This is a genomic window from Stenotrophomonas sp. BIO128-Bstrain, from assembly GCF_030128875.1.
Taxonomy (GTDB): Bacteria; Pseudomonadota; Gammaproteobacteria; order Xanthomonadales; family Xanthomonadaceae; genus Stenotrophomonas; species Stenotrophomonas bentonitica_A.
The window spans coordinates 1042825-1060366 of the sequence record NZ_CP124620.1 but is presented as its reverse complement, the minus strand read 5'-3'; the positions used below and the strand labels follow the sequence as shown (position 1 = coordinate 1060366).

At 67.4% G+C, this 17542-nt stretch carries 18 protein-coding genes; 8 read left to right on the top strand and 10 right to left on the bottom strand.

The window, feature by feature from the left end:
- Positions 1-41 precede the first annotated feature (41 nt).
- The 5 genes from hutI (at position 42) to POS15_RS04715 (ending at position 7706) form a co-directional block, all read left to right on the top strand.
- Positions 42-1241, top strand: a complete 1200-nt coding sequence (hutI, locus tag POS15_RS04735; RefSeq protein WP_046273353.1) for an imidazolonepropionase — start codon at positions 42-44, stop codon at positions 1239-1241.
- A 23-nt stretch (positions 1242-1264) separates the two neighbouring features.
- The gene (hutH, locus tag POS15_RS04730; protein ID WP_046273352.1) at positions 1265-2806 is read left to right on the top strand and encodes a histidine ammonia-lyase; all 1542 of its coding nucleotides are present in this window, start codon (positions 1265-1267) and stop codon (positions 2804-2806) included.
- On the top strand, positions 2803-3636 hold the full coding sequence (gene hutG / locus POS15_RS04725) for an N-formylglutamate deformylase (RefSeq protein WP_284129087.1): 834 nt from the start codon (positions 2803-2805) through the stop codon (positions 3634-3636). Before hutH ends, hutG begins: the two co-directional genes overlap by 4 nt.
- On the top strand, positions 3633-5300 hold the full coding sequence (gene hutU, locus POS15_RS04720; RefSeq protein ID WP_284129086.1) for a urocanate hydratase: 1668 nt from the start codon (positions 3633-3635) through the stop codon (positions 5298-5300). Before hutG ends, hutU begins: the two co-directional genes overlap by 4 nt.
- Positions 5301-5573: 273 nt before the next feature.
- Positions 5574-7706: a TonB-dependent receptor gene (locus POS15_RS04715; protein ID WP_284129085.1), complete on the top strand. Its 2133-nt coding sequence runs from the start codon at positions 5574-5576 to the stop codon at positions 7704-7706.
- Positions 7707-7734: 28 nt separating this feature from the next.
- Here the strand turns inward: POS15_RS04715 and POS15_RS04710 are convergent, their stop codons facing one another.
- Positions 7735-8502, bottom strand: a complete 768-nt coding sequence (locus POS15_RS04710; protein WP_284129084.1) for a cyclic nucleotide-binding domain-containing protein — start codon at positions 8500-8502, stop codon at positions 7735-7737.
- A 380-nt stretch (positions 8503-8882) separates the two neighbouring features.
- Here POS15_RS04710 and POS15_RS04705 point away from each other — a divergent pair, with 380 nt between their 5' ends.
- Positions 8883-9167: a hypothetical protein gene (locus tag POS15_RS04705; protein WP_284129083.1), complete on the top strand. Its 285-nt coding sequence runs from the start codon at positions 8883-8885 to the stop codon at positions 9165-9167.
- Here POS15_RS04705 and POS15_RS04700 read toward each other — a convergent pair whose 3' ends face one another.
- Genes POS15_RS04700 through POS15_RS04685 form a run of 4 tightly spaced genes read right to left on the bottom strand, consistent with a single transcriptional unit; the run spans position 9168 to position 12911 of the window.
- Positions 9168-9767, bottom strand: a complete 600-nt coding sequence (locus POS15_RS04700) for an SCO family protein (RefSeq protein ID WP_284129082.1) — start codon at positions 9765-9767, stop codon at positions 9168-9170.
- Between the two features lies 1 nt (position 9768).
- Entirely contained in the window at positions 9769-10908 is a 1140-nt protein-coding gene (locus tag POS15_RS04695) for a hypothetical protein (RefSeq protein WP_202803175.1), read from the bottom strand.
- A gap of 8 nt (positions 10909-10916) precedes the next feature.
- A complete protein-coding gene (locus POS15_RS04690) occupies positions 10917-12506 on the bottom strand; it encodes a multicopper oxidase domain-containing protein (RefSeq protein WP_284129081.1) in 1590 nt (529 codons plus the stop codon).
- 36 nt (positions 12507-12542) lie between these two features.
- On the bottom strand, positions 12543-12911 hold the full coding sequence (locus tag POS15_RS04685; protein WP_284129080.1) for a hypothetical protein: 369 nt from the start codon (positions 12909-12911) through the stop codon (positions 12543-12545).
- Positions 12912-13115: 204 nt separating this feature from the next.
- Here POS15_RS04685 and POS15_RS04680 point away from each other — a divergent pair, with 204 nt between their 5' ends.
- Positions 13116-13799, top strand: coding sequence for a MarC family protein (locus POS15_RS04680; RefSeq protein WP_284129079.1), 684 nt, complete (start codon positions 13116-13118; stop codon positions 13797-13799).
- Between the two features lie 20 nt (positions 13800-13819).
- Here the strand turns inward: POS15_RS04680 and POS15_RS04675 are convergent, their stop codons facing one another.
- Complete coding sequence (locus POS15_RS04675; RefSeq protein WP_284129619.1) at positions 13820-14560, bottom strand: SGNH/GDSL hydrolase family protein; 741 nt, start codon at positions 14558-14560, stop codon at positions 13820-13822.
- Positions 14561-14636: 76 nt separating this feature from the next.
- The gene (locus POS15_RS04670) at positions 14637-15212 is read right to left on the bottom strand and encodes a TetR/AcrR family transcriptional regulator (protein WP_284129078.1); all 576 of its coding nucleotides are present in this window, start codon (positions 15210-15212) and stop codon (positions 14637-14639) included.
- An 82-nt stretch (positions 15213-15294) separates the two neighbouring features.
- Here POS15_RS04670 and POS15_RS04665 point away from each other — a divergent pair, with 82 nt between their 5' ends.
- The gene (locus tag POS15_RS04665) at positions 15295-15834 is read left to right on the top strand and encodes a thioesterase family protein (protein ID WP_046273341.1); all 540 of its coding nucleotides are present in this window, start codon (positions 15295-15297) and stop codon (positions 15832-15834) included.
- An 84-nt stretch (positions 15835-15918) separates the two neighbouring features.
- Here the strand turns inward: POS15_RS04665 and POS15_RS04660 are convergent, their stop codons facing one another.
- Genes POS15_RS04660 through POS15_RS04650 form a run of 3 tightly spaced genes read right to left on the bottom strand, consistent with a single transcriptional unit; the run spans position 15919 to position 17420 of the window.
- Complete coding sequence (locus tag POS15_RS04660; protein ID WP_284129077.1) at positions 15919-16536, bottom strand: HAD family hydrolase; 618 nt, start codon at positions 16534-16536, stop codon at positions 15919-15921.
- Positions 16537-16550: 14 nt separating this feature from the next.
- On the bottom strand, positions 16551-16970 hold the full coding sequence (locus POS15_RS04655; RefSeq protein WP_284129076.1) for a hypothetical protein: 420 nt from the start codon (positions 16968-16970) through the stop codon (positions 16551-16553).
- A 6-nt stretch (positions 16971-16976) separates the two neighbouring features.
- A complete protein-coding gene (locus POS15_RS04650) occupies positions 16977-17420 on the bottom strand; it encodes a hypothetical protein (RefSeq protein ID WP_284129075.1) in 444 nt (147 codons plus the stop codon).
- Between the last annotated feature and the right edge of the window lie 122 nt (positions 17421-17542).

Below are 17542 nucleotides of genomic sequence, written 5' to 3'. Positions count from 1 at the left end.
GCCTATATTGTATAGACATATACACCGATGTGGTTGCTGCCATGCACTGTGACACCCTCTGGTACCACGCCAACCTGATCACCGTCGATGGCCCGGGGCTGGGCGTGATCGAGGATGGCGTCATCGCCGCGACCGATGGGCGCATCGTGCATGTCGGCGCGGCCGGCTCGGCCGATCATCTGCAGCCGGCCCAGCGCATCGACGGTGACGGGCGCTGGATCAGCCCCGGCCTGATCGACTGCCACACCCACCTGGTCTATGCCGGCAACCGCGCCGGTGAGTTCGAGCAGCGCCTGCAGGGCGTGAGCTATGCCGACATCGCCCGCGCCGGCGGCGGCATCGTCTCCACCGTGCGCGCCACCCGCGCCGCCAGCGAAGCCGACCTGCTCGCCGCCAGCCTGCCCCGCCTGGACGCCATGCTGGCCGAAGGCATCACCACGCTGGAGATCAAATCCGGGTACGGGCTGACCCTGGCCGACGAGACCAAGCAGCTGCAGGTCGCGCGCGAGCTGGGCCGCCAGCGCGCGGTCGAGATCGTGCTGACCTTCCTCGGCGCGCATGCGATCCCGCCGGGCCGCGAGGCGCAGGAGTACATCGACGAGGTCTGCAACGTCATGATTCCGGCCGTTGCCGCCGCCGGGCTGGCCGAAGCGGTGGACGTGTTCTGCGAGAACATCGCCTTCAGTGCTGCGCAGGCCGAGCAGGTGTTCGTCGCCGCGCAGCAGCACGGCCTGGCGATCAAGATCCACGCCGAGCAGCTGAGCAACCAGCACGGTGCGGCCCTGGCGGCGCGTCACGGTGCGCTGTCGGCCGACCATATCGAACACCTCGACGGCGACGGCATCGCCGCGATGCGCCGCGCCGGCACCGTGGCGGTGCTGCTGCCGGGTGCGTTCTATTTCACCCGTGATACCACCCTGCCTCCGATCGCCGAACTGCGCGCGGCGGGTGTGCCACTGGCGCTGGCCACCGATTCCAACCCCGGCACCTCGCCCCTGACCAGCCCGCTGCTGGCGATGAACATGGCCGCCACCCTGTTCCGCATGACCGTGGAGGAATGCATCGCCGGCTTCACCCGTGAAGCCGCACGCGCACTCGGTCGCCAGGATCGGATCGGCCGGCTCGCCGTCGGCCTGGACTGCAATCTGGCCGTGTGGGACATCGAGGCGCCTGCCGACCTCGTCTACCGCATGGGCTTCAACCCCCTGCACACCCGCGTGATGCGCGGTCGACCCGTCTGAACCTAGTGATGTCTGGAGATTTCATGAGCACTACCCTGACCCTGCACCCCGGCGCCGTCACGCTGGCGCAATGGCGCGCGATCCATGAGGGCGCGCGGGTGCGGCTGGACCCGGCTTCGGCCGCCGCCGTGCTGCGCAGTGCGCAGACCGTGGCCGACATCGTCGCCAAGGGCGCACCGGTGTATGGCATCAACACCGGCTTTGGCAAGCTGGCCAGCGTGCGCATCGAGCGCGAGGATCTGGAAACCCTGCAGCGCAATATCGTGCTCTCGCACGCGGCCGGCGTGGGTGAGCCGATGCCGGCGCCGGTCGTGCGGCTGATGATGGCGCTGAAGCTGGCCAGCCTCGCCCAGGGCGCCTCGGGCATCCGCCCGCAGACGCTGGCCCTGCTGGAAGCGTTCCTGCAGCACGATTTCATTCCGGTGATTCCGTGCCAGGGCTCGGTTGGCGCCTCGGGCGACCTGGCCCCGCTTTCGCACCTGGCCAGCGTGATGATCGGTGTCGGCGAGGCCTTCGTCGATGGTCAACGCCTGCCCGCTGCCGAGGCACTGGCCAAAGTCGGCCTGTCCCCGCTGGTGCTGGGTGCGAAGGAAGGCCTGGCCCTGCTCAACGGCACTCAGTACTCCACCGCCTACGCACTGGCCGGCCTGTTCGCGATCGATACCGTGTTCCGTGCGGCGCTGGTCACTGGCGCGCTGTCGGTGGAAGCGGCCAAGGGATCGGACACCCCGTTCGACCCGCGCATCCACAGCATCCGCGGCCAGCGCGGGCAGATCGCCACCGCCGCCGCGCTGCGCACCCTGATGCAGGGCTCGGCGATCCGCGAATCGCACCGCGACAACGACGTGCGCGTGCAGGACCCCTACTGCCTGCGCTGCCAGCCGCAGGTGATGGGCGCCGCGTTCGACGTGATGCGCCAAGCCGCGACCACGCTGGCGATCGAAGCCAACGGCGTGTCCGACAATCCGCTGGTGTTCACCGATACCAACGAGGCGCTGAGCGGCGGCAACTTCCATGCCGAGCCGGTGGCCTTCGCGGCCGACATGCTGGCCATGGCGGTGTGCGAGATCGGCTCGATCAGCGAGCGCCGCACCGCGATGCTGGTCGACCCTGCGCTCTCCGGCCTGCCGGCCTTCCTCACCCCGAAGCCCGGCCTCAACTCCGGCTTCATGATTCCGCAGGTCACCGCCGCTGCGCTGGTTTCGGAAAACAAGCAGCGCGCCTATCCGGCCAGCGTCGACTCGATCCCGACCTCGGCCAACCAGGAAGACCACGTCTCGATGGCCGCCCACGGTGCGCGCCGCCTGATGGCGATGGCCGAGAACGCGGCCAACGTGATCGGCATCGAGCTGCTCGCCGCCGCGCAGGGCTGCGATTTCCACGCCCCGCTGCGCTCCAGTGATGCGCTGGAAGCCGTGCGCCAGCGCCTGCGCGCACAGGTGCCCACGCTGGAAGACGACCGCTATTTCCATCCGGACATGGTGGCCGCGACCGATCTGGTCCGCAGCGGCGTGCTGGCCGACGGCCTGGGCGACATCCTCCCGCCGCTGGAGCCGCTGTCATGACCGCGCACCCGGACTGGCTGCAGATCCACCGCGGCGATGCACCGTTGATCGTCAGCTTCCCGCATACCGGCACCGAGCTGCCCGATGCACTGGCCGCGCAGTTCATCTCGCCGTGGCTGGCCCGCCGCGATGCCGACTGGTGGGTGCACGATCTGTATGCCTTCGCGCAGCAGATGGGCGCCACCACGATCCGCTCGGCGGTGTCGCGCTCGGTCATCGATCTCAATCGCGACCCCAGCGGCACCTCGCTGTACCCGGGCCAGAACACCACCGGCCTGTGCCCGCTGACCACCTTCGACAACCAGCCGCTGTACCGCGATGGCGACGGCCCGGACGAGGCCGAGATCGCACGGCGCCGCGCTACCTGGTTCATGCCCTACCACGACGCCCTCGCCGCGGAGATCGCGCGCCTGCGTGCACGGCACGGCACCGTGGTGGTGTACGACGCGCACTCGATCCGCTCGCACATCCCGCACCTGTTCGATGGGCAGCTGCCGCAGTTCAACCTGGGCACCAATGGCGACACCACCTGCGATAACGCGCTGACCGATGTGGTCGACAACCTGTGCGCGATGAGCGGCATGAGCCATGTCCGCAACGGCCGTTTCAAGGGCGGCTACATCACCCGCCATTACAGCGACATCCCTGGCGGCGTGCACACGCTGCAGATGGAGCTGGCCTGCCGCGGCTACATGCACGAGCCCGAGGCCGTGGATGAGCACAGCTGGCCCACGCCGCTGGATCCCGATCACGCCGCCCCGCTGCGCGCCACGCTGCAGCAGGTCCTCGATGCCTGTCTCGACTTCGCTACGTCCCGGAGTGCTGCATGACCCGTCTCGATTCCACCCGCACCATCCTCGCCCCGACCGGCACCACGCTCACCTGCAAGAGCTGGCTGACCGAAGCCCCGCTGCGCATGCTGATGAACAACCTGCACCCCGACGTGGCCGAGCGCCCGCAGGAGCTGGTGGTCTATGGTGGCATCGGCCGCGCCGCGCGCGACTGGGAAAGCTACGACAAGATCGTCGAGACGCTGCAGCGGCTGGAGGATGACCAGACCCTGCTGGTGCAGTCCGGCAAGCCAGTCGGTGTGTTCCGTACCCACGTGGACGCCCCGCGGGTGCTGATCGCCAACTCCAACCTGGTGCCGCGCTGGGCCAATTGGGACCACTTCAACGAGCTCGATAAGAAGGGCCTGGCCATGTACGGCCAGATGACCGCCGGCAGCTGGATCTACATCGGCGCGCAGGGCATCGTGCAGGGTACCTACGAGACCTTCGTCGAGATGGGTCGCCAGCACTACAACGGCAACCTGGTCGGCAAGTGGCTGTTCACCGGTGGACTGGGCGGCATGGGCGGCGCGCAGCCACTGGCCGCGGTCATGGCCGGCGCCTCGTGCCTGGCGGTGGAATGCCGCAGGAGCAGCATCGAAATGCGCCTGCGTACCGGGTATCTGGACACCTGGACCGACGACCTCGACGAAGCGCTGCGCCTGATCGAAGAATCCTGCACCGCGAAGAAGCCGCTCTCGGTGGGCCTGCTCGGCAACGTCGCCGACGTGCTGGACGAGCTGCTGGTGCGCGGCGTCAAGCCGGACCTGCTGACCGACCAGACCTCCGCGCACGACCCGGTCAACGGCTACCTGCCGCAGGACTGGACCGTGGAAGAGTGGGATGAAAAACGCGTCTCCGCGCCGAAGGACGTCGAAGCCGCCGCGCGCGCCTCCATGGCCAACCACATCCGCGCCATGCTCGCCTTCCACGCACTCGGCGTGCCGACCGTGGATTACGGCAACAACCTGCGCCAGATGGCACTGGAAGAAGGCGTCGAGGATGCGTTCGACTTCCCCGGCTTCGTGCCCGCCTACATCCGCCCGCTGTTCTGCCGCGGCATCGGCCCGTTCCGCTGGGCGGCGCTGAGCGGCGATCCGGAGGACATCGCCAAGACCGACGCGAAGGTCAAGGAACTGATCCCGGACAACCCGCACCTGCACCGCTGGCTGGACATGGCCGCCGAGAAGATCAAATTCCAGGGCCTGCCCGCGCGCATCTGCTGGGTCGGCCTGGGCGATCGTGACCGACTCGGTCTGGCCTTCAACGAGATGGTCGCCAATGGCGAGCTGAAGGCACCGGTGGTGATCGGCCGCGATCACCTGGATTCGGGCAGCGTCGCCTCGCCGAACCGCGAAACCGAAGCAATGGCCGACGGCTCCGATGCCGTCTCCGACTGGCCGCTGCTCAACGCACTGCTCAACACCGCCAGTGGCGCCACCTGGGTCTCGCTGCACCATGGCGGCGGCGTCGGCATGGGCTTCTCGCAGCATTCGGGCATGGTCATCGTCTGCGATGGCACCGACGCGGCGGCCAAGCGCGTCGCGCGCGTGCTGTGGAACGACCCGGCGACGGGCGTGATGCGGCATGCCGACGCGGGGTATGAGATCGCGGTGGAGTGCGCGAAGGAGAAGGGGCTGGATCTGCCTGGGATTCTGGGCTGATGGGTGGGCCCCGGCCGACGGTCGGGGCCGCAGCTCAAGGTAGTGCCGGCCGCTGGCCGGCAACCCGATCAGGGCGCCATGCGGCGCGGTTGCATGGAGCCTGAAGAGCCGGCCAGCGGCCGGCACTACCGAGTCCGGTCGTCGGCAACACGTCCCCCATACGCCCCACAAGGGTGACGAACACCCCCACATCCTGTTAACTTGCGCGCCCCACATGAAGTTGACAGGGTGCCGCGATGTCGCGCGTCGTGTCAGCACTGATATCGCGCACGAATGACTGCCCTCACGAATCGCTCCACCGCCCCTGCCCTGTCGCTGCTCGCCGCCGCCCTGCTGGCCAGCCTTGCCACCACTGGCATCGCCCACGCCGCGCCTGCTGGCCAGGCCGTCACCCTCGACGCGGTGAACGTCACCGCCGCCGATGCCACCGAGGCTGTGCGCCGCGCGCTCGACCGGGTGCCCGGGGCAGGCAACGTCGTCGATATGACCCAGGTCGGTCAGGGCCGCGTCGCCGGCACCGCCGATGTGCTGGCCTACCAGCCCGGCATCAGCGCGCAGAGCGCTGGCAATGAAGGCGTCAAGGTCTCCATCCGCGGTTCGGGCCTCAACCGGGCGCCCGGTGCGCATGCCTCCGGCCTGTCGGTCTCGCTGGATGGCCTGCCGCTGACCGGCCCGGGCGGTACGCCCTACGAGCTGCTGGAGCCGCTGTGGCTGAGCCGCGTCGAGGTCCTGCGCGGCGCCAACGGGTTCGAGCGCGGCGCGCTGGCGCTGGGCGGTGCGGTCAACTACATCACCCGCAGCGGCCGCGACACGCCCGGGCTGGAGTTGCACTACGAAGCGGGCGCACGCGGTTACCAGAAGCGCGGGATCAGCCTGGGCGGAGTGCGGGACGCGGTTGATTACTTCCTGGCCTACACCGATACCGAGTACGACGGCTATCAGCAGCACGCCGCCGGCAAGGGCAAGGGCGCCGTGGCCAACATCGGCTGGCAGCTCACGCCGGATCTGGAGACGCGCTTCTTCCTGCGCTACCGCGAGACCGATCACGAAACCCCGGGGCGCCTGACCCGCGCACAGATCCGCAGCGACCCACGTGCCGCCAATCCGGCCAACCTGGCCATCGATGCGCGCCGCCCGCAGCCGGGCAGCACCTGGATCGGCAACACCACCACCTACACCATCGATGCAGATTCGTCGCTGCAGGCCGGCCTCGTGTACCACAAGTACCCGATGGACTTGAACGAAAGCCTGTTCCGCCAGCAGCTGGACTACGCCAACCTCAACGGCACGCTGGACTACCGCCGCCGGCACGCGCTGTTCGGGCATGACAGCGTGACCACGATCGGCCTGCGCGTGACCCATGATCTGGACGCGAACGTGCGCGAGACGCTGCGCTTTGCCAGCAACGGTTACGCCGCCGGCACGCACACCCGCGACTTCCAGCATTACGGAACCGACAGCGTGCTGCACCTCGGCAACGACCTGGCGCTGAGCGAGACGCTGCGCCTGCAGACCGGGCTGGCGTTGATCCACACCCGCCGCGATGTGCAGGTCACCTGGCCGGCCACGCCGGAACGGCTCTCCGAGCGGCAATGGGATTACGCGCCGCGGCTCGGCTTCACCTGGCAGCAGACGCCGCAGACACAGTGGTTCGGCAACCTGAGCCGTTCGGTGGAACCGGCGCATCCGTGGTCGATGATCTGGGGTTCGAACCAGTACTTCGCCGCCGGCAATGGCGCCTCCACCGGCCGCCAGCGTGCGCCGGTGAACCTGGACAACCAGACCGCGACCACGCTGGAACTCGGCGCGCGCGGAGACAGCGCACTCGGCCGCTGGGAGCTGACCGGCTACTACGCGCGCCTCAACCACGAACTGCTCACCGTGGAAGTGCAGCCGGTGCCGAACCTGTTCATCGCCGAATCCAACGCCAGCCCGACCGTGCACCGTGGCATCGAAGCCGGCCTGGACAGTGCGCTGTGGCAGGGCGTCGGCGGGCGGCTGTCATTGCGCCAGGCCTACACCTTCAGCGACTTCCGCTACCGCGATGATGCACGCTTCGGTAGCAACCGCCTGCCCGGCCTGCCGCGCCACTACTACCAGGCCGAACTGCGCTACGACCACCCGGCCGGCTTCTACGCCGGGCTGAACACCGAGTACGCGTCGAAAATGTTCGTCGACTATGCCAACAGCATGGCCGCCGACAGCCACGTGATCTTCGGCACCCGCATAGGCTACGACGCCCCCGGTGGGCGCTGGCAGGCCTGGGCGGAGCTGCGCAATCTGAGCGACCGCCACTATGCCGCCACGGTGACCCCGGGCTACGACGATGCGGGCAAGGATGTAGCGCGTTCCAGCCCGGGTGATGGGCGCGGTGTGTATGCCGGGGTGCGCTGGCGCTTTGACTGAGCGCCGCGGCCCGCTGCGGTATGCCGCGCTAGGCCGCCTGGTTGCGGACCTGCACGCCGGCTGCAGCGCTCCGCCGCATGGGGTCGGCGGCCGCCAATACCTGCAGGCGGTCGCGGCCGCGTACTTCGACATCGCGCCCCTCTACATTCACCAGCCCTTCCGCCTGGAAGCGGCGCAACAACCGGCTCAGGGTTTCCGGTGCGAGCCGCAGGTAGCTGGCGATATCCATCCGCGACATCGTGAGCTGCCACCGGTTCGCAGCATAGCCCCGCGCCGCCATGCGGTCGGCCATGTCGATCAGGAACGCGGCCAACCGCTCGTCGGCCATGCTGTTGCACGCCAACTGGGTGGCGCGGGCGATGTCGCGACTCATCAACCGGAACAACGTGGCCTGCAGCATCGGCATTCTCGTGGCCAGTTCCGCGATCTCGTGGAACGGCAGCCGGCACAGGCTCACGGTATCCAGCGCCACCGCATTGCAGGGGTAGCGCTCTTCATCGATGGCACTGAGGCCGAGGAAATCACCCGGCATGTGGAAGCCGAGGGTCTGCTCGCGGCCTTCGCGATCCACTGCATAGGTCTTGACCGTGCCCAAGCGGATCGCCGTGAGGTACTGGAACCGATCACCTTGCCGGAACAACAGATGGCCGGCATGCACGGGCATCGTGTGCTCGACCAGCCTCTCCAACTCCTGCAGATGGGCCGCATCGGCGGATCCCGGAAAGCACCCCGGACCCAGCGGGCAGGAACAGCATGCGCAGCGCAGCGCCGACGGCGTGCCAGAGAGGATGCGCATGATCGTGGGCCTCCTGCGATGCTGCGTCACCCGGTGCGCGGGCGCGTCTGGCAGGTACTGCACCTGCCGCCTTTCCCCCTGTGACTGACACACCCCATCCGCACTGATACTGCCGCCCTTGCCGGTGGCGGATTCATACTGTTTCGAGCCGCGGCGTTGTGCAATATCCGAACGATCAGTATTTCTACTGGTTTATGCCGTCGGGCCCTCTCAGGGCGCGCGGCAGGCTGAAGCGTTCAGTCCCGCCGTCGAGGAAATCCGGCGAAGCGCTGCGCGCTTGACCCACATCAAGCTGACCGTTCCCAGGCGGTCGTAGCGTGTCCCCTACCGGACGCAGCGGGGTACGGTCCGGACGTCCTGTCCTTTCCGGAGTCGATCCCATGAAGCCTCATTCCCTTCTCGCCCCCCTTGCTCTGGTCGGCGCCCTCGCCCTCGCCGGGCTCGCCCTGGCGCAGGCGCCCACCGTCAACATCGGCGAGCGCCATGGCAACCTCCGCACCGCACAGGAACACATCGTGCAGGCCTATCAACTGGTCGGTGTGGCACAGCAGGACAACAATTCGCGCCTCGGCGGCCATGCCGAGCGTGCACGCCAGCTGCTGATCCAGGCGGATCAGGAATTGCGGATGGCGGCGAATTCGGCCAACGACCACGGCCGCCCCTGATCATCGCTGCCGGGCCGCGTGCGCTCGAGGCGACGTCCCGCCCAGCCCGGCGACGATATCGCCTGCCACCGCGGCTTCGTCGGCGGTGCGCCCGAAATGGTCGACATAGCGGCCCTCGCGATCAAGCAGGAACACGAACGTCGAGTGATCCATCATGTACTGGCCCTGCTTGCCGTAGGGCACCTTCTGGTAATACACGTGATAGCGATCGGTGACCGCCGCGATCTGCGCGGGGGTACCGGTCAGCCCGATCACATCGGGACCGAACAGCGATACATACGCCTTCATTTTCGACGGTGTGTCGCGTGCCGGATCGACGCTGACGAAGATCGTTTTCAGCGCGGGCCCACCGAGCGCGCGCACCCGCCTGGCGATGCGTACCAGCCGTGCGAGGTCAGTCGGGCAGACATCCGGACAGGCCGTGAAGCCGAAGTACAGCAGCACCGGTCTGCCATGGAAACTGCGATCGGTGACTACCTTCCCGTGCTGGTCGACCAGCGTGAAACCACCGCCGATCGGGTTGTCTGGCGAGGCTGACCACGCCGGTAGCGCCAGAAGCGCGATCCCCACCCACGCCAGTGTCCACAGAGTGCGCCCCATCTCAGTGCGCTCCGTTGTAGGACAGCGCCATGCCGACCAGGTTGGCCTCCCGCCCACCCACTGCCTGGCTGCCGATGGAGAGCCCGATACTGAGTTGGCCAGTCACGCGATAGCCGCAGCTCACTTCATTGAGATAGTCATGCCGGCCCGCACCGGCCGCCCACGGGCGGCGCTTGTCGGTACGTGTCGCCCCGAAGACCCAGCGCCCGTAGTCGACGGTGACCGAGGTCGTCAGATAGCGCGTGTCATTGTCGGCGATCGCATTCTCATTCTGCACATCCGCGTACTCGACCAGCGGCACGATATCGAAATAGCGGAACCGCAGCGTCGTATCCAGGTCCGCGCTGGAATCGGGCGCCCAGATGTAGCGCGCGGACACAATGCGGATAACTTCGTCATCGGCCGGCCCACTGTTGGGCTGCGCGACGCCGGCGCGGTTGCGCATGTAGCCGGCCTGCATCTCCAGGAACGGCAGCGCCGGCATCGCATCCCAGTTCACGGTGACCGCATAGGAATCGAGCTTGCCGGTGTTGGCCGGCCCGCCGTCCGAGCGCTGCGCCCGCGCACCGCTGCGCAGGAAAGGCCGGCTGAGTTCGGTGGTGTCAGCGGTGTACAGGTTGAGCCCCCCTTCGATCATCCCGACTTTCTGGCCGAACCAGCGGTAGGCGTACGTGGCGCCCAGCATCCCGCCAAGGTCGTAGGCGGCGACGAAATCATTGGTATACAGGCCGGGCGCAGCGTCCATCGCACGCCCGAACGGCACCTGGAGTTTGCCGATCTGCAGCTGGGTGTGCTGGGTCAGCTTGTAGTAGTTGAGTTCGTTCACCACCAGCCCGAGATCGCCGAAAGTGCGCTTTTCACCGGCGGCTGGCGGATTGACCGGGTTGAACTCGGTGGACAGCCGCAGCTGGTCATTGGGGCTGAAGCGGATGTAGAAGCTGCTCTGGATGTCCGGATAGAAATCCGTGGTGTTGCGCGGGGAGGTCACGCCACTGCCTTCCGTGCGACTGACGTCGTACTGCATCACCGCGTTGTAATCCATGCCCAGATTCGGGTAATAGCCCTTGTCGGCATGCGCGCCCGGGCTGGCCAGCAGGCCCAGCCCGGCAACAAGCCCGGCACACAGAGGGGATCTGCACACGATGCGCATCACGGCACCTCCGCAGGCAGCTGCACGTTGGGCGGCAGCGCGAAGTCGCGCCCGGTGTTCCTGAGATAGCTGCAGGTCTGGTTGTCGCCGTAGATGCCACCCAGCGGCGCCAGCTTGACCGCCTGCGCGTAGTCCTCCGGGCGTACCACCTGGATCACCTGCATCATTCCGCCGTCCTCGTGCTCGAGGATGTGGCAGTGGTAGACGAACTTGCCCAGCATCACCGGATCACGGAACGGAATGCGCAACGTGATCGAACCGCGGGTCGGGATGAACACCGTATCGCGGTACCCACTGAACGGGACGGGCTTGTCGTTGATCGCCACCACCTGGAAATCGGTCTGGTGGATATGGAACTGATGCAGCTCCTGGGACGGGTTGTACAGGCGCCACTCCTCGACATCGCCGAGTTTGACGGTGGTGTTCACCCGGCGTGGATCGAAGCGCTCGCCATTGATCAGGAAGGCGTCGCCGTCAGTCGCCGAATCCTGGAAGGCGAACTGGCGGACATTGGCCACACGCACGTTGCTCAGATCTTCCAATACCGGATATGCGCTGGTGATCGCCCGGATGGCCACAGCTGCTCCGCCGGCACGCAGGGTCGCGATGCGCGCGCCCTTGTACTGGTCACCTGCCGCACCCGTATTGCCGGCGGCCAGCTCGACCGGGTAATCGCCCGCGGACGGGCCGACCACCAGAATGCTGAAACGCGCGGACGGCCCGATCAGCAGTTCATCGGTCATCACCCGCTTGTTCACCGTATTGCCGTCGCGCGACAGGATCTGCACGTTCTGCCCGTTGATGCGGATGCGGAAGTACTGGTTGGCGGAGATGTTGAGCAGGTGCCACAGCTGGGTTTCGCCGGGCTGGATGGCGATCACCGGATCGCCCTGCCCGTTGACTGTCCGGATCGATGGCGCGCTCGTCACGATCTCGCTGGCCAGCCTGCCGGTACGGGTCTTCTGGAAATTGCGCAGGACCAGAACGCGCTCCTGGATGCCCTTCAGTTCCGGGAACGGATCGAGGATGCCGTCGACCAGGATCGGCCCGGCGATGCCCGACTCCACCTGGCGCTGCGCGCCGCCGTGGAAATGGCTGTGGTACCAGTAGGCGCCCGGGCTGTGATCGGGGGGCAGCTTGAAACGGTACAGCCCTTTCTCGTGCGGGCCGACCTCGCGGAAGATGCTGTCACCCGAGTCCAGCGGCGTGACCGTCATCCCATGGAAGTGGAGATTGGTCTTCTCGTCCATCTGGTTGTCCAGCGTGATCGCCACCGTGCCACCGGGTCGCGTGCGGATCAGCGGGGCGTCGTAGTTGCCGTTGAAGACCAGCGCGCGATACGGCTGCCCACCCACGGATACCGCCGACATCGCCGCGCGCAGCGTGCCCGCACTGATGCCATCGGCGCCGTAGCGGATCTCAATGGGGGCCTGCAGCGCTGCGCCCGGGTCCACGCTGTTCGGCGGTGCCTGCGCCATCGTCGCGCCCACCCACAGCAGCACGCCGGTCAGGGCAACGAAACAGGCATCCAGCAGCCGGCGCCACTGCCGGCTGCACGGGGTAATCGCTGCGGTGCGGAACAGAGCCATGGCGATACCTGCTGGAGAGAAGAAGGGACCGGCGCGTCAGGTGCCGGCGATGGCCCAGGTGATGAAACCGGTGGCAATGGCGCTGACCACCAGGCCGACCAGGAACAGCCAGTCGGCCATCCCCTCCAGGAACTGGTTGCGCCTGCGTCGCCGCGTACGCAGCGCCCAATAGGCGCTCAGGCACGCGGCCAGGTAGATCAGCGAGTTGATGCTGAGCAGGTCATCGCCGAGGGTGTCGACCTGGCGCAATACGGTGACCACGTGCAGCACGCCGACCACGGTCATGCACACGCCCAGCATCGCGGCCGAGGTGGTGAAGATGTGGACGCAGATGTCCTCGTCCAGGGAGGCCGCATGTGTTGGCGGCTTGTCCGCTGCAGGTGGGGGAGAGGCTGGCTCGTGCATGGGTCTCGCTCGGAGCGTTCGGACCTGCGCCGGTCACAGGCCACCCCACGGTAGCGAGTGCTGCCGTCCCGACGCATGACCTAGATCAAGCCGGGACGCCTTGCCGTGCGCGACGGGCGCATTCAGCCCCTTGACCAGGATCAAGCCGCCTTCATCGCCGTGGTCGCATCGTAGGGCGCGGCTCCCCGCGTGTTGCGAGCACCCATGGCCATGTGGAACGACTTCAGCCATACCTTCCTGGTGATCTTCACCAGCCTGCTCCCGGTGATCAATCCGCCGGGCGCGGCGCTGATGGTGCTCGGCATCGTGCCTGAAGCCACCACTGCCCAGCGGAGCCGGGTGGCCCGCGCGGTGGCCTTCAACAGCCTGGTGATGCTTGCCGCCTCGATCGGCATCGGGGCCTATGTGCTGTCGTTCTTCGGCATCTCGATCCCCGTGCTGCGGCTGGCGGGCGGGCTGGTGATCGCGGTGACCGGGTGGCGCCTGCTGCAGGCACCCGCGCAGGGCGAGCATGGCTCGCTGGCCGGCGCCGCCCAGCAGGAGGCCCGCGACGATGCGGAGGCCTCGCTGGACTCATTGCTGTTCTATCCCTTCACCCTGCCCCTTACGGTGGGACCGGGATCCATCGCGGTGGCCATCGCGGTTGGCACGAGCTCACCGGCACAGGGACCGGAGGCCGTGCACATCGCAGCCGCCGCGTGCGCATTGCTTGCACTGTGCGCCTTGATCTACCTGTGCATGCGCTACGCCGGGCGGCTGCAGTCACTGCTGGGTCGCACCGGCACCCAGGTCGTGCTGCGGCTGCTGGCATTCGTGATTCTGTGCATCGGCGTGCAGATCGGGTGGCTCGGTCTGTCCGAGCTGCTAGCGCAGCAGGCGGCACAGTAAGCCGCGACCCGGGGATTGCTTCAGCGCCCCTGTGCCCGGGCAATCGCCGCTTCGGCCAACGGCACCATCTTCGCGTAACCGGCCGGCGTGGGATGCACGCCATCGGCAGCCAGTTCCGGGTCCAGGCCGCCATCCTTGTTTGTCATGGCCGTGTGGTAATCCAGATAGACCAGCCCCTGCTGCGCCGCATAGGCGCGCAATGCCCGGTTGAGCGCGGTGACCTTGCCGGCGGGCTGCACGCCGGGTTGCCACGGGTAGTCGCTGACCGGCAGTACCGAGGCCAGCACGACGCGGAGGTTGTGCGCCTGCGCCAGTTCCACCATCGCGTGCAGGTTGTCTTCGATCATCGCCTGCGTCGTCGGCCCGGTGTTGCCGGCGATATCGTTGGTGCCCGCCAGGATCACCACCGCGGCCGGCTTCAGCGCGATGACATCCTGCTGGAAGCGCACCAGCATCTGCGCGGTGGTCTGCCCGGAGATGCCGCGGTTGACGTACGGCTTGCCCGGGAAGAAACGCTCGCTACCGGTCGGTCCCCAACCTTCGGTGATCGAGTCACCGTAGAACACCACGCGCTTGGCACCCGGGGCGACCGGCGGCAACGCCGCGTTCTCGTCGCGATAGCGCTGCAGTTGCGGCCAATCCAGCAGGCGCTGCTGCATCTGCGTGACCTGCGCGGGTGTCGCCTGGTCTGCCGGCATGAGGTACAGGGGATTGATCGCCGGGCGATCCTGCGCCTGCGCCACCGGTTGCAGGGCACACAACGCGAGCGTCGCGACGAGGGTGGAACGGATCAAGGCTGGCACGGCGTGGCGCTCCGCTGAGGGCAAGCGGACAGTCTCAGCGATCGGCGACCAGGGATTCAAGCTGCGCTGCGACGCGATCGAAGGGTCCGATGTCACGCGTGGCCCGGCTCATCGCCACCGCGCCTTCAATGCTGGCGATGATCATGGTGGCAATGCCGTTGGCCTGCTCGGGCGAGCGGCCACCCCGACCCAACGCTTCGGTCAGACGGGCTTCCCAGCGCGCGAATACCTCGGCCGCGGCCCGCCGTGCATCGTCGGGTGCATCGTCGATCGGCTCTTCGACCGCCGCCGCAAGCACCGGGCAGCCGACATGGAACGCCGAGCGGATCAGGCGCTCGCGCCACGCCGCCAGGAACAAGGACAGCCCGTCGGGGGCCGCTCCCTGCAGGCAGGTATCGAGCAGCGCATCCACCTTGGTGCCCGCCAATGTCGTGGCTTCGGCCAGGACCTGCTGCTTGCCGCCGGGAAAGTGGTGGTAGGTGGAGCCGAACGGCGCCTGCGCGCGCTTGGCGACCTCACGGACGCTGGAGGCATTGAGTCCGTAGGTGGCCAGCATTTCCGCGGCCGCAGCCACGACGCGCTGCGGCGCATCGGAATGACGTGCACTCATGAGCCGGACTCCTTGCTAAGACGAGTGTCATAGATTAGCGTATTTCCATTATGACACCTGTTATAGATGAGCGCCCCTGCCCATGAATCTCTGGTTCCGCCTGCTGTTCCTGCTGCTGTCCTCGCCATTCCGCCCGAAGCTGAGCGCGCCGTTCGCGGTGTCGCGCTTGAACTTCCGGGTGCTGCCCAACGACATCGACAGCAACCTGCACATGACCAACGGCCGCTATTGGACGATCTTCGACCTGGGCCGGCTCGATCTCGTGTTCCGCATGGGCCTGGGCCGGGTGGCATGGCGCTCGAAGTGGGCCCCGATCGTCAGTGGCGGCAGCATCCAGTTCCGGCGCGAGCTCAAGCCTTTCCAGCGCTTCGTCTTGGAAACGCGGCTGGCCGGTTGGGTCGGCACGCGCATCATCATGGAGCAGCGGGTACTGATCGGCGACGAGGAAAAGGTCGCCACGCGTGCCCTGCTGATCACCGGCATCTACGACCGCCGGCACCGCCGGTTCGTCTCCACCGATCAGATGATGGAGGCCATCGGTGCGCCGGTGGTGCCCTCGCCCGAGCTGAGCAAGGCGGCGCAGGCGCTGCTTGCCGCGGAACTGGCGATGAAAGAGGACTGAGGCGGCGCACCCCGACCGGGCATCCCAGCGGTCAGGCTGCGCGCCACGGCAGGATGTCCGCCTTCGTCATCATCGCCTGCTCGATCACGCGCAGGCACGTTTCCCCGGGCTGACCAGATACCACTGCTCGCTGTTGCGCAGCAGCGGGAGGTCGGCGCGATGATCGGTATAGGCGATGCGCCACGGCGGCGGATAGCCACGTTCGGTCAGCATCGGAATCTTGTTCTCGCCAAGACAATGGTGCTCGCTGATCCACCCGCCCAGGAACGGCCGCAATGTCGAGGCGACCAGCGGCACGTCCTGCAGACCTTCGCGCTCAAGCAGCGCACGTGCGAGCGGCTCCCAGCAGCCGGTGGCGATGACGACCTCGTCGCCCTGCGCCAGATGCTGACGCAGTCGTTCCACGCCCTGCGCCAGGAACACCGGCTCCGGTCCTGCGAACACCTCGTCGGCATGCGCGACCGCCAGCGCCACCAGCGCCTCACGGCTGCGTCCGAAGGTGGCCATCCAGACCGCAAAGCGCACCGGCCGCCGGCGCGTGCGCGGCAGTGCCCAGAGCGGAACCAGCACCGGCAGTGCCAGCAGCACCCCGGCGATCCGCCATGGCTGGCGCCGCAGCAGCGTTTTGAAGAACCGGCTGGCGGTCTCCCAGCGGGTCAGCGTCAGATCGAAATCGAAGACCACTACGGTACGTTCGGACATCCGTGTCACTCCGTTCAGAAGACGCCCTGCACGCGCAGGTTGCCATCATCGGTGGGCGTCAGTACCAGCCCATAAGCCTCGTTTTTGCGGCTGAATCCTGCCGAGCAGATCGCGTCCCAGCCCTGCCCGCAATCCACCTCCGGATGCGCGGCGAAGCTGGGGTCGCCCTCGTTGTCGGGCGCTTCGGCGACCCACCCTGCCTCGAGCAACAGCGCTTTGGCCTGCGCGTATGGCATGCCGACGGTGACGCCGATCGCGGTCCACGATGGTGGCAATTCGGGCGTCTCCGCCGCGAGGACGTGGCCAGCAGACAACAGCAGCAACAACGCCAGGAACACGGATTTCATCGGCATTACATCGAAGGCGGGGCTGCACAGCATAGAACGCGCGAGCGCCCCCGTGCTGGCACCGGGATGGCCGGTCTCATAAGTCACGCCTCATCAGCCACCAGGAACAAAGCCCACCATCGCCACGACGAGGCAGACCAGGCCGCCTGCCAGCGGCAGATACGTTGCCCATACCGGCGCGCCCTGGCCGAGCGCGAACGCGACGAACGACTCCCGCACGCTTCGGCCGGTCAGAAACGGAATGATGACCAGCGCAGAGAGGGGCAACAACGAGGCGAGCCCGAACGCCAGGAATGCCGGGCGGTGATCGTTGCTGGTGAATCCACCCAGCGGGTACAAGGCCAGCCCCCCCAGCAGTCCCACGAAGAGCAGGATGTTGGCGGTCCAGATCGTGGTCCGGTGACGGCGCCGCAGGGCGGCCCGGGACCAGCCACGGTAGTGCGTCTGCAACCCCCTCGCCCAGTACGCCACCAGCCACGTTGCGATCAGGCCGCCAGCGACACCGCTGACCGTCGGTCCCCAAGCGTGGATGTCCATGCTCACGTCCTTGTGCGTTTTTCGGCAGTGTAAGGCTGCGGCCGGCCTTGTATGTAAAAACGGCCGCCCATCACGGGCGGCCGTTACTCTGATGCCAGGCGATGCCGAGGGCAGCCGACGTT

Coding starts and splice junctions, on each gene's coding strand:
- hutI (WP_046273353.1), top strand. CDS start 42: ATGCACTGTGACACCCTCTGGTACCACGCCAACCTGATCACCGTCGAT.
- hutH (WP_046273352.1), top strand. CDS start 1,265: ATGAGCACTACCCTGACCCTGCACCCCGGCGCCGTCACGCTGGCGCAA.
- hutG (WP_284129087.1), top strand. CDS start 2,803: ATGACCGCGCACCCGGACTGGCTGCAGATCCACCGCGGCGATGCACCG.
- hutU (WP_284129086.1), top strand. CDS start 3,633: ATGACCCGTCTCGATTCCACCCGCACCATCCTCGCCCCGACCGGCACC.
- POS15_RS04715 (WP_284129085.1), top strand. CDS start 5,574: ATGACTGCCCTCACGAATCGCTCCACCGCCCCTGCCCTGTCGCTGCTC.
- POS15_RS04710 (WP_284129084.1), bottom strand. CDS start 8,502: ATGCGCATCCTCTCTGGCACGCCGTCGGCGCTGCGCTGCGCATGCTGT.
- POS15_RS04705 (WP_284129083.1), top strand. CDS start 8,883: ATGAAGCCTCATTCCCTTCTCGCCCCCCTTGCTCTGGTCGGCGCCCTC.
- POS15_RS04700 (WP_284129082.1), bottom strand. CDS start 9,767: ATGGGGCGCACTCTGTGGACACTGGCGTGGGTGGGGATCGCGCTTCTG.
- POS15_RS04690 (WP_284129081.1), bottom strand. CDS start 12,506: ATGGCTCTGTTCCGCACCGCAGCGATTACCCCGTGCAGCCGGCAGTGG.
- POS15_RS04685 (WP_284129080.1), bottom strand. CDS start 12,911: ATGCACGAGCCAGCCTCTCCCCCACCTGCAGCGGACAAGCCGCCAACA.
- POS15_RS04680 (WP_284129079.1), top strand. CDS start 13,116: ATGGCCATGTGGAACGACTTCAGCCATACCTTCCTGGTGATCTTCACC.
- POS15_RS04670 (WP_284129078.1), bottom strand. CDS start 15,212: ATGAGTGCACGTCATTCCGATGCGCCGCAGCGCGTCGTGGCTGCGGCC.
- POS15_RS04665 (WP_046273341.1), top strand. CDS start 15,295: ATGAATCTCTGGTTCCGCCTGCTGTTCCTGCTGCTGTCCTCGCCATTC.
- POS15_RS04660 (WP_284129077.1), bottom strand. CDS start 16,536: ATGTCCGAACGTACCGTAGTGGTCTTCGATTTCGATCTGACGCTGACC.
- POS15_RS04650 (WP_284129075.1), bottom strand. CDS start 17,420: ATGGACATCCACGCTTGGGGACCGACGGTCAGCGGTGTCGCTGGCGGC.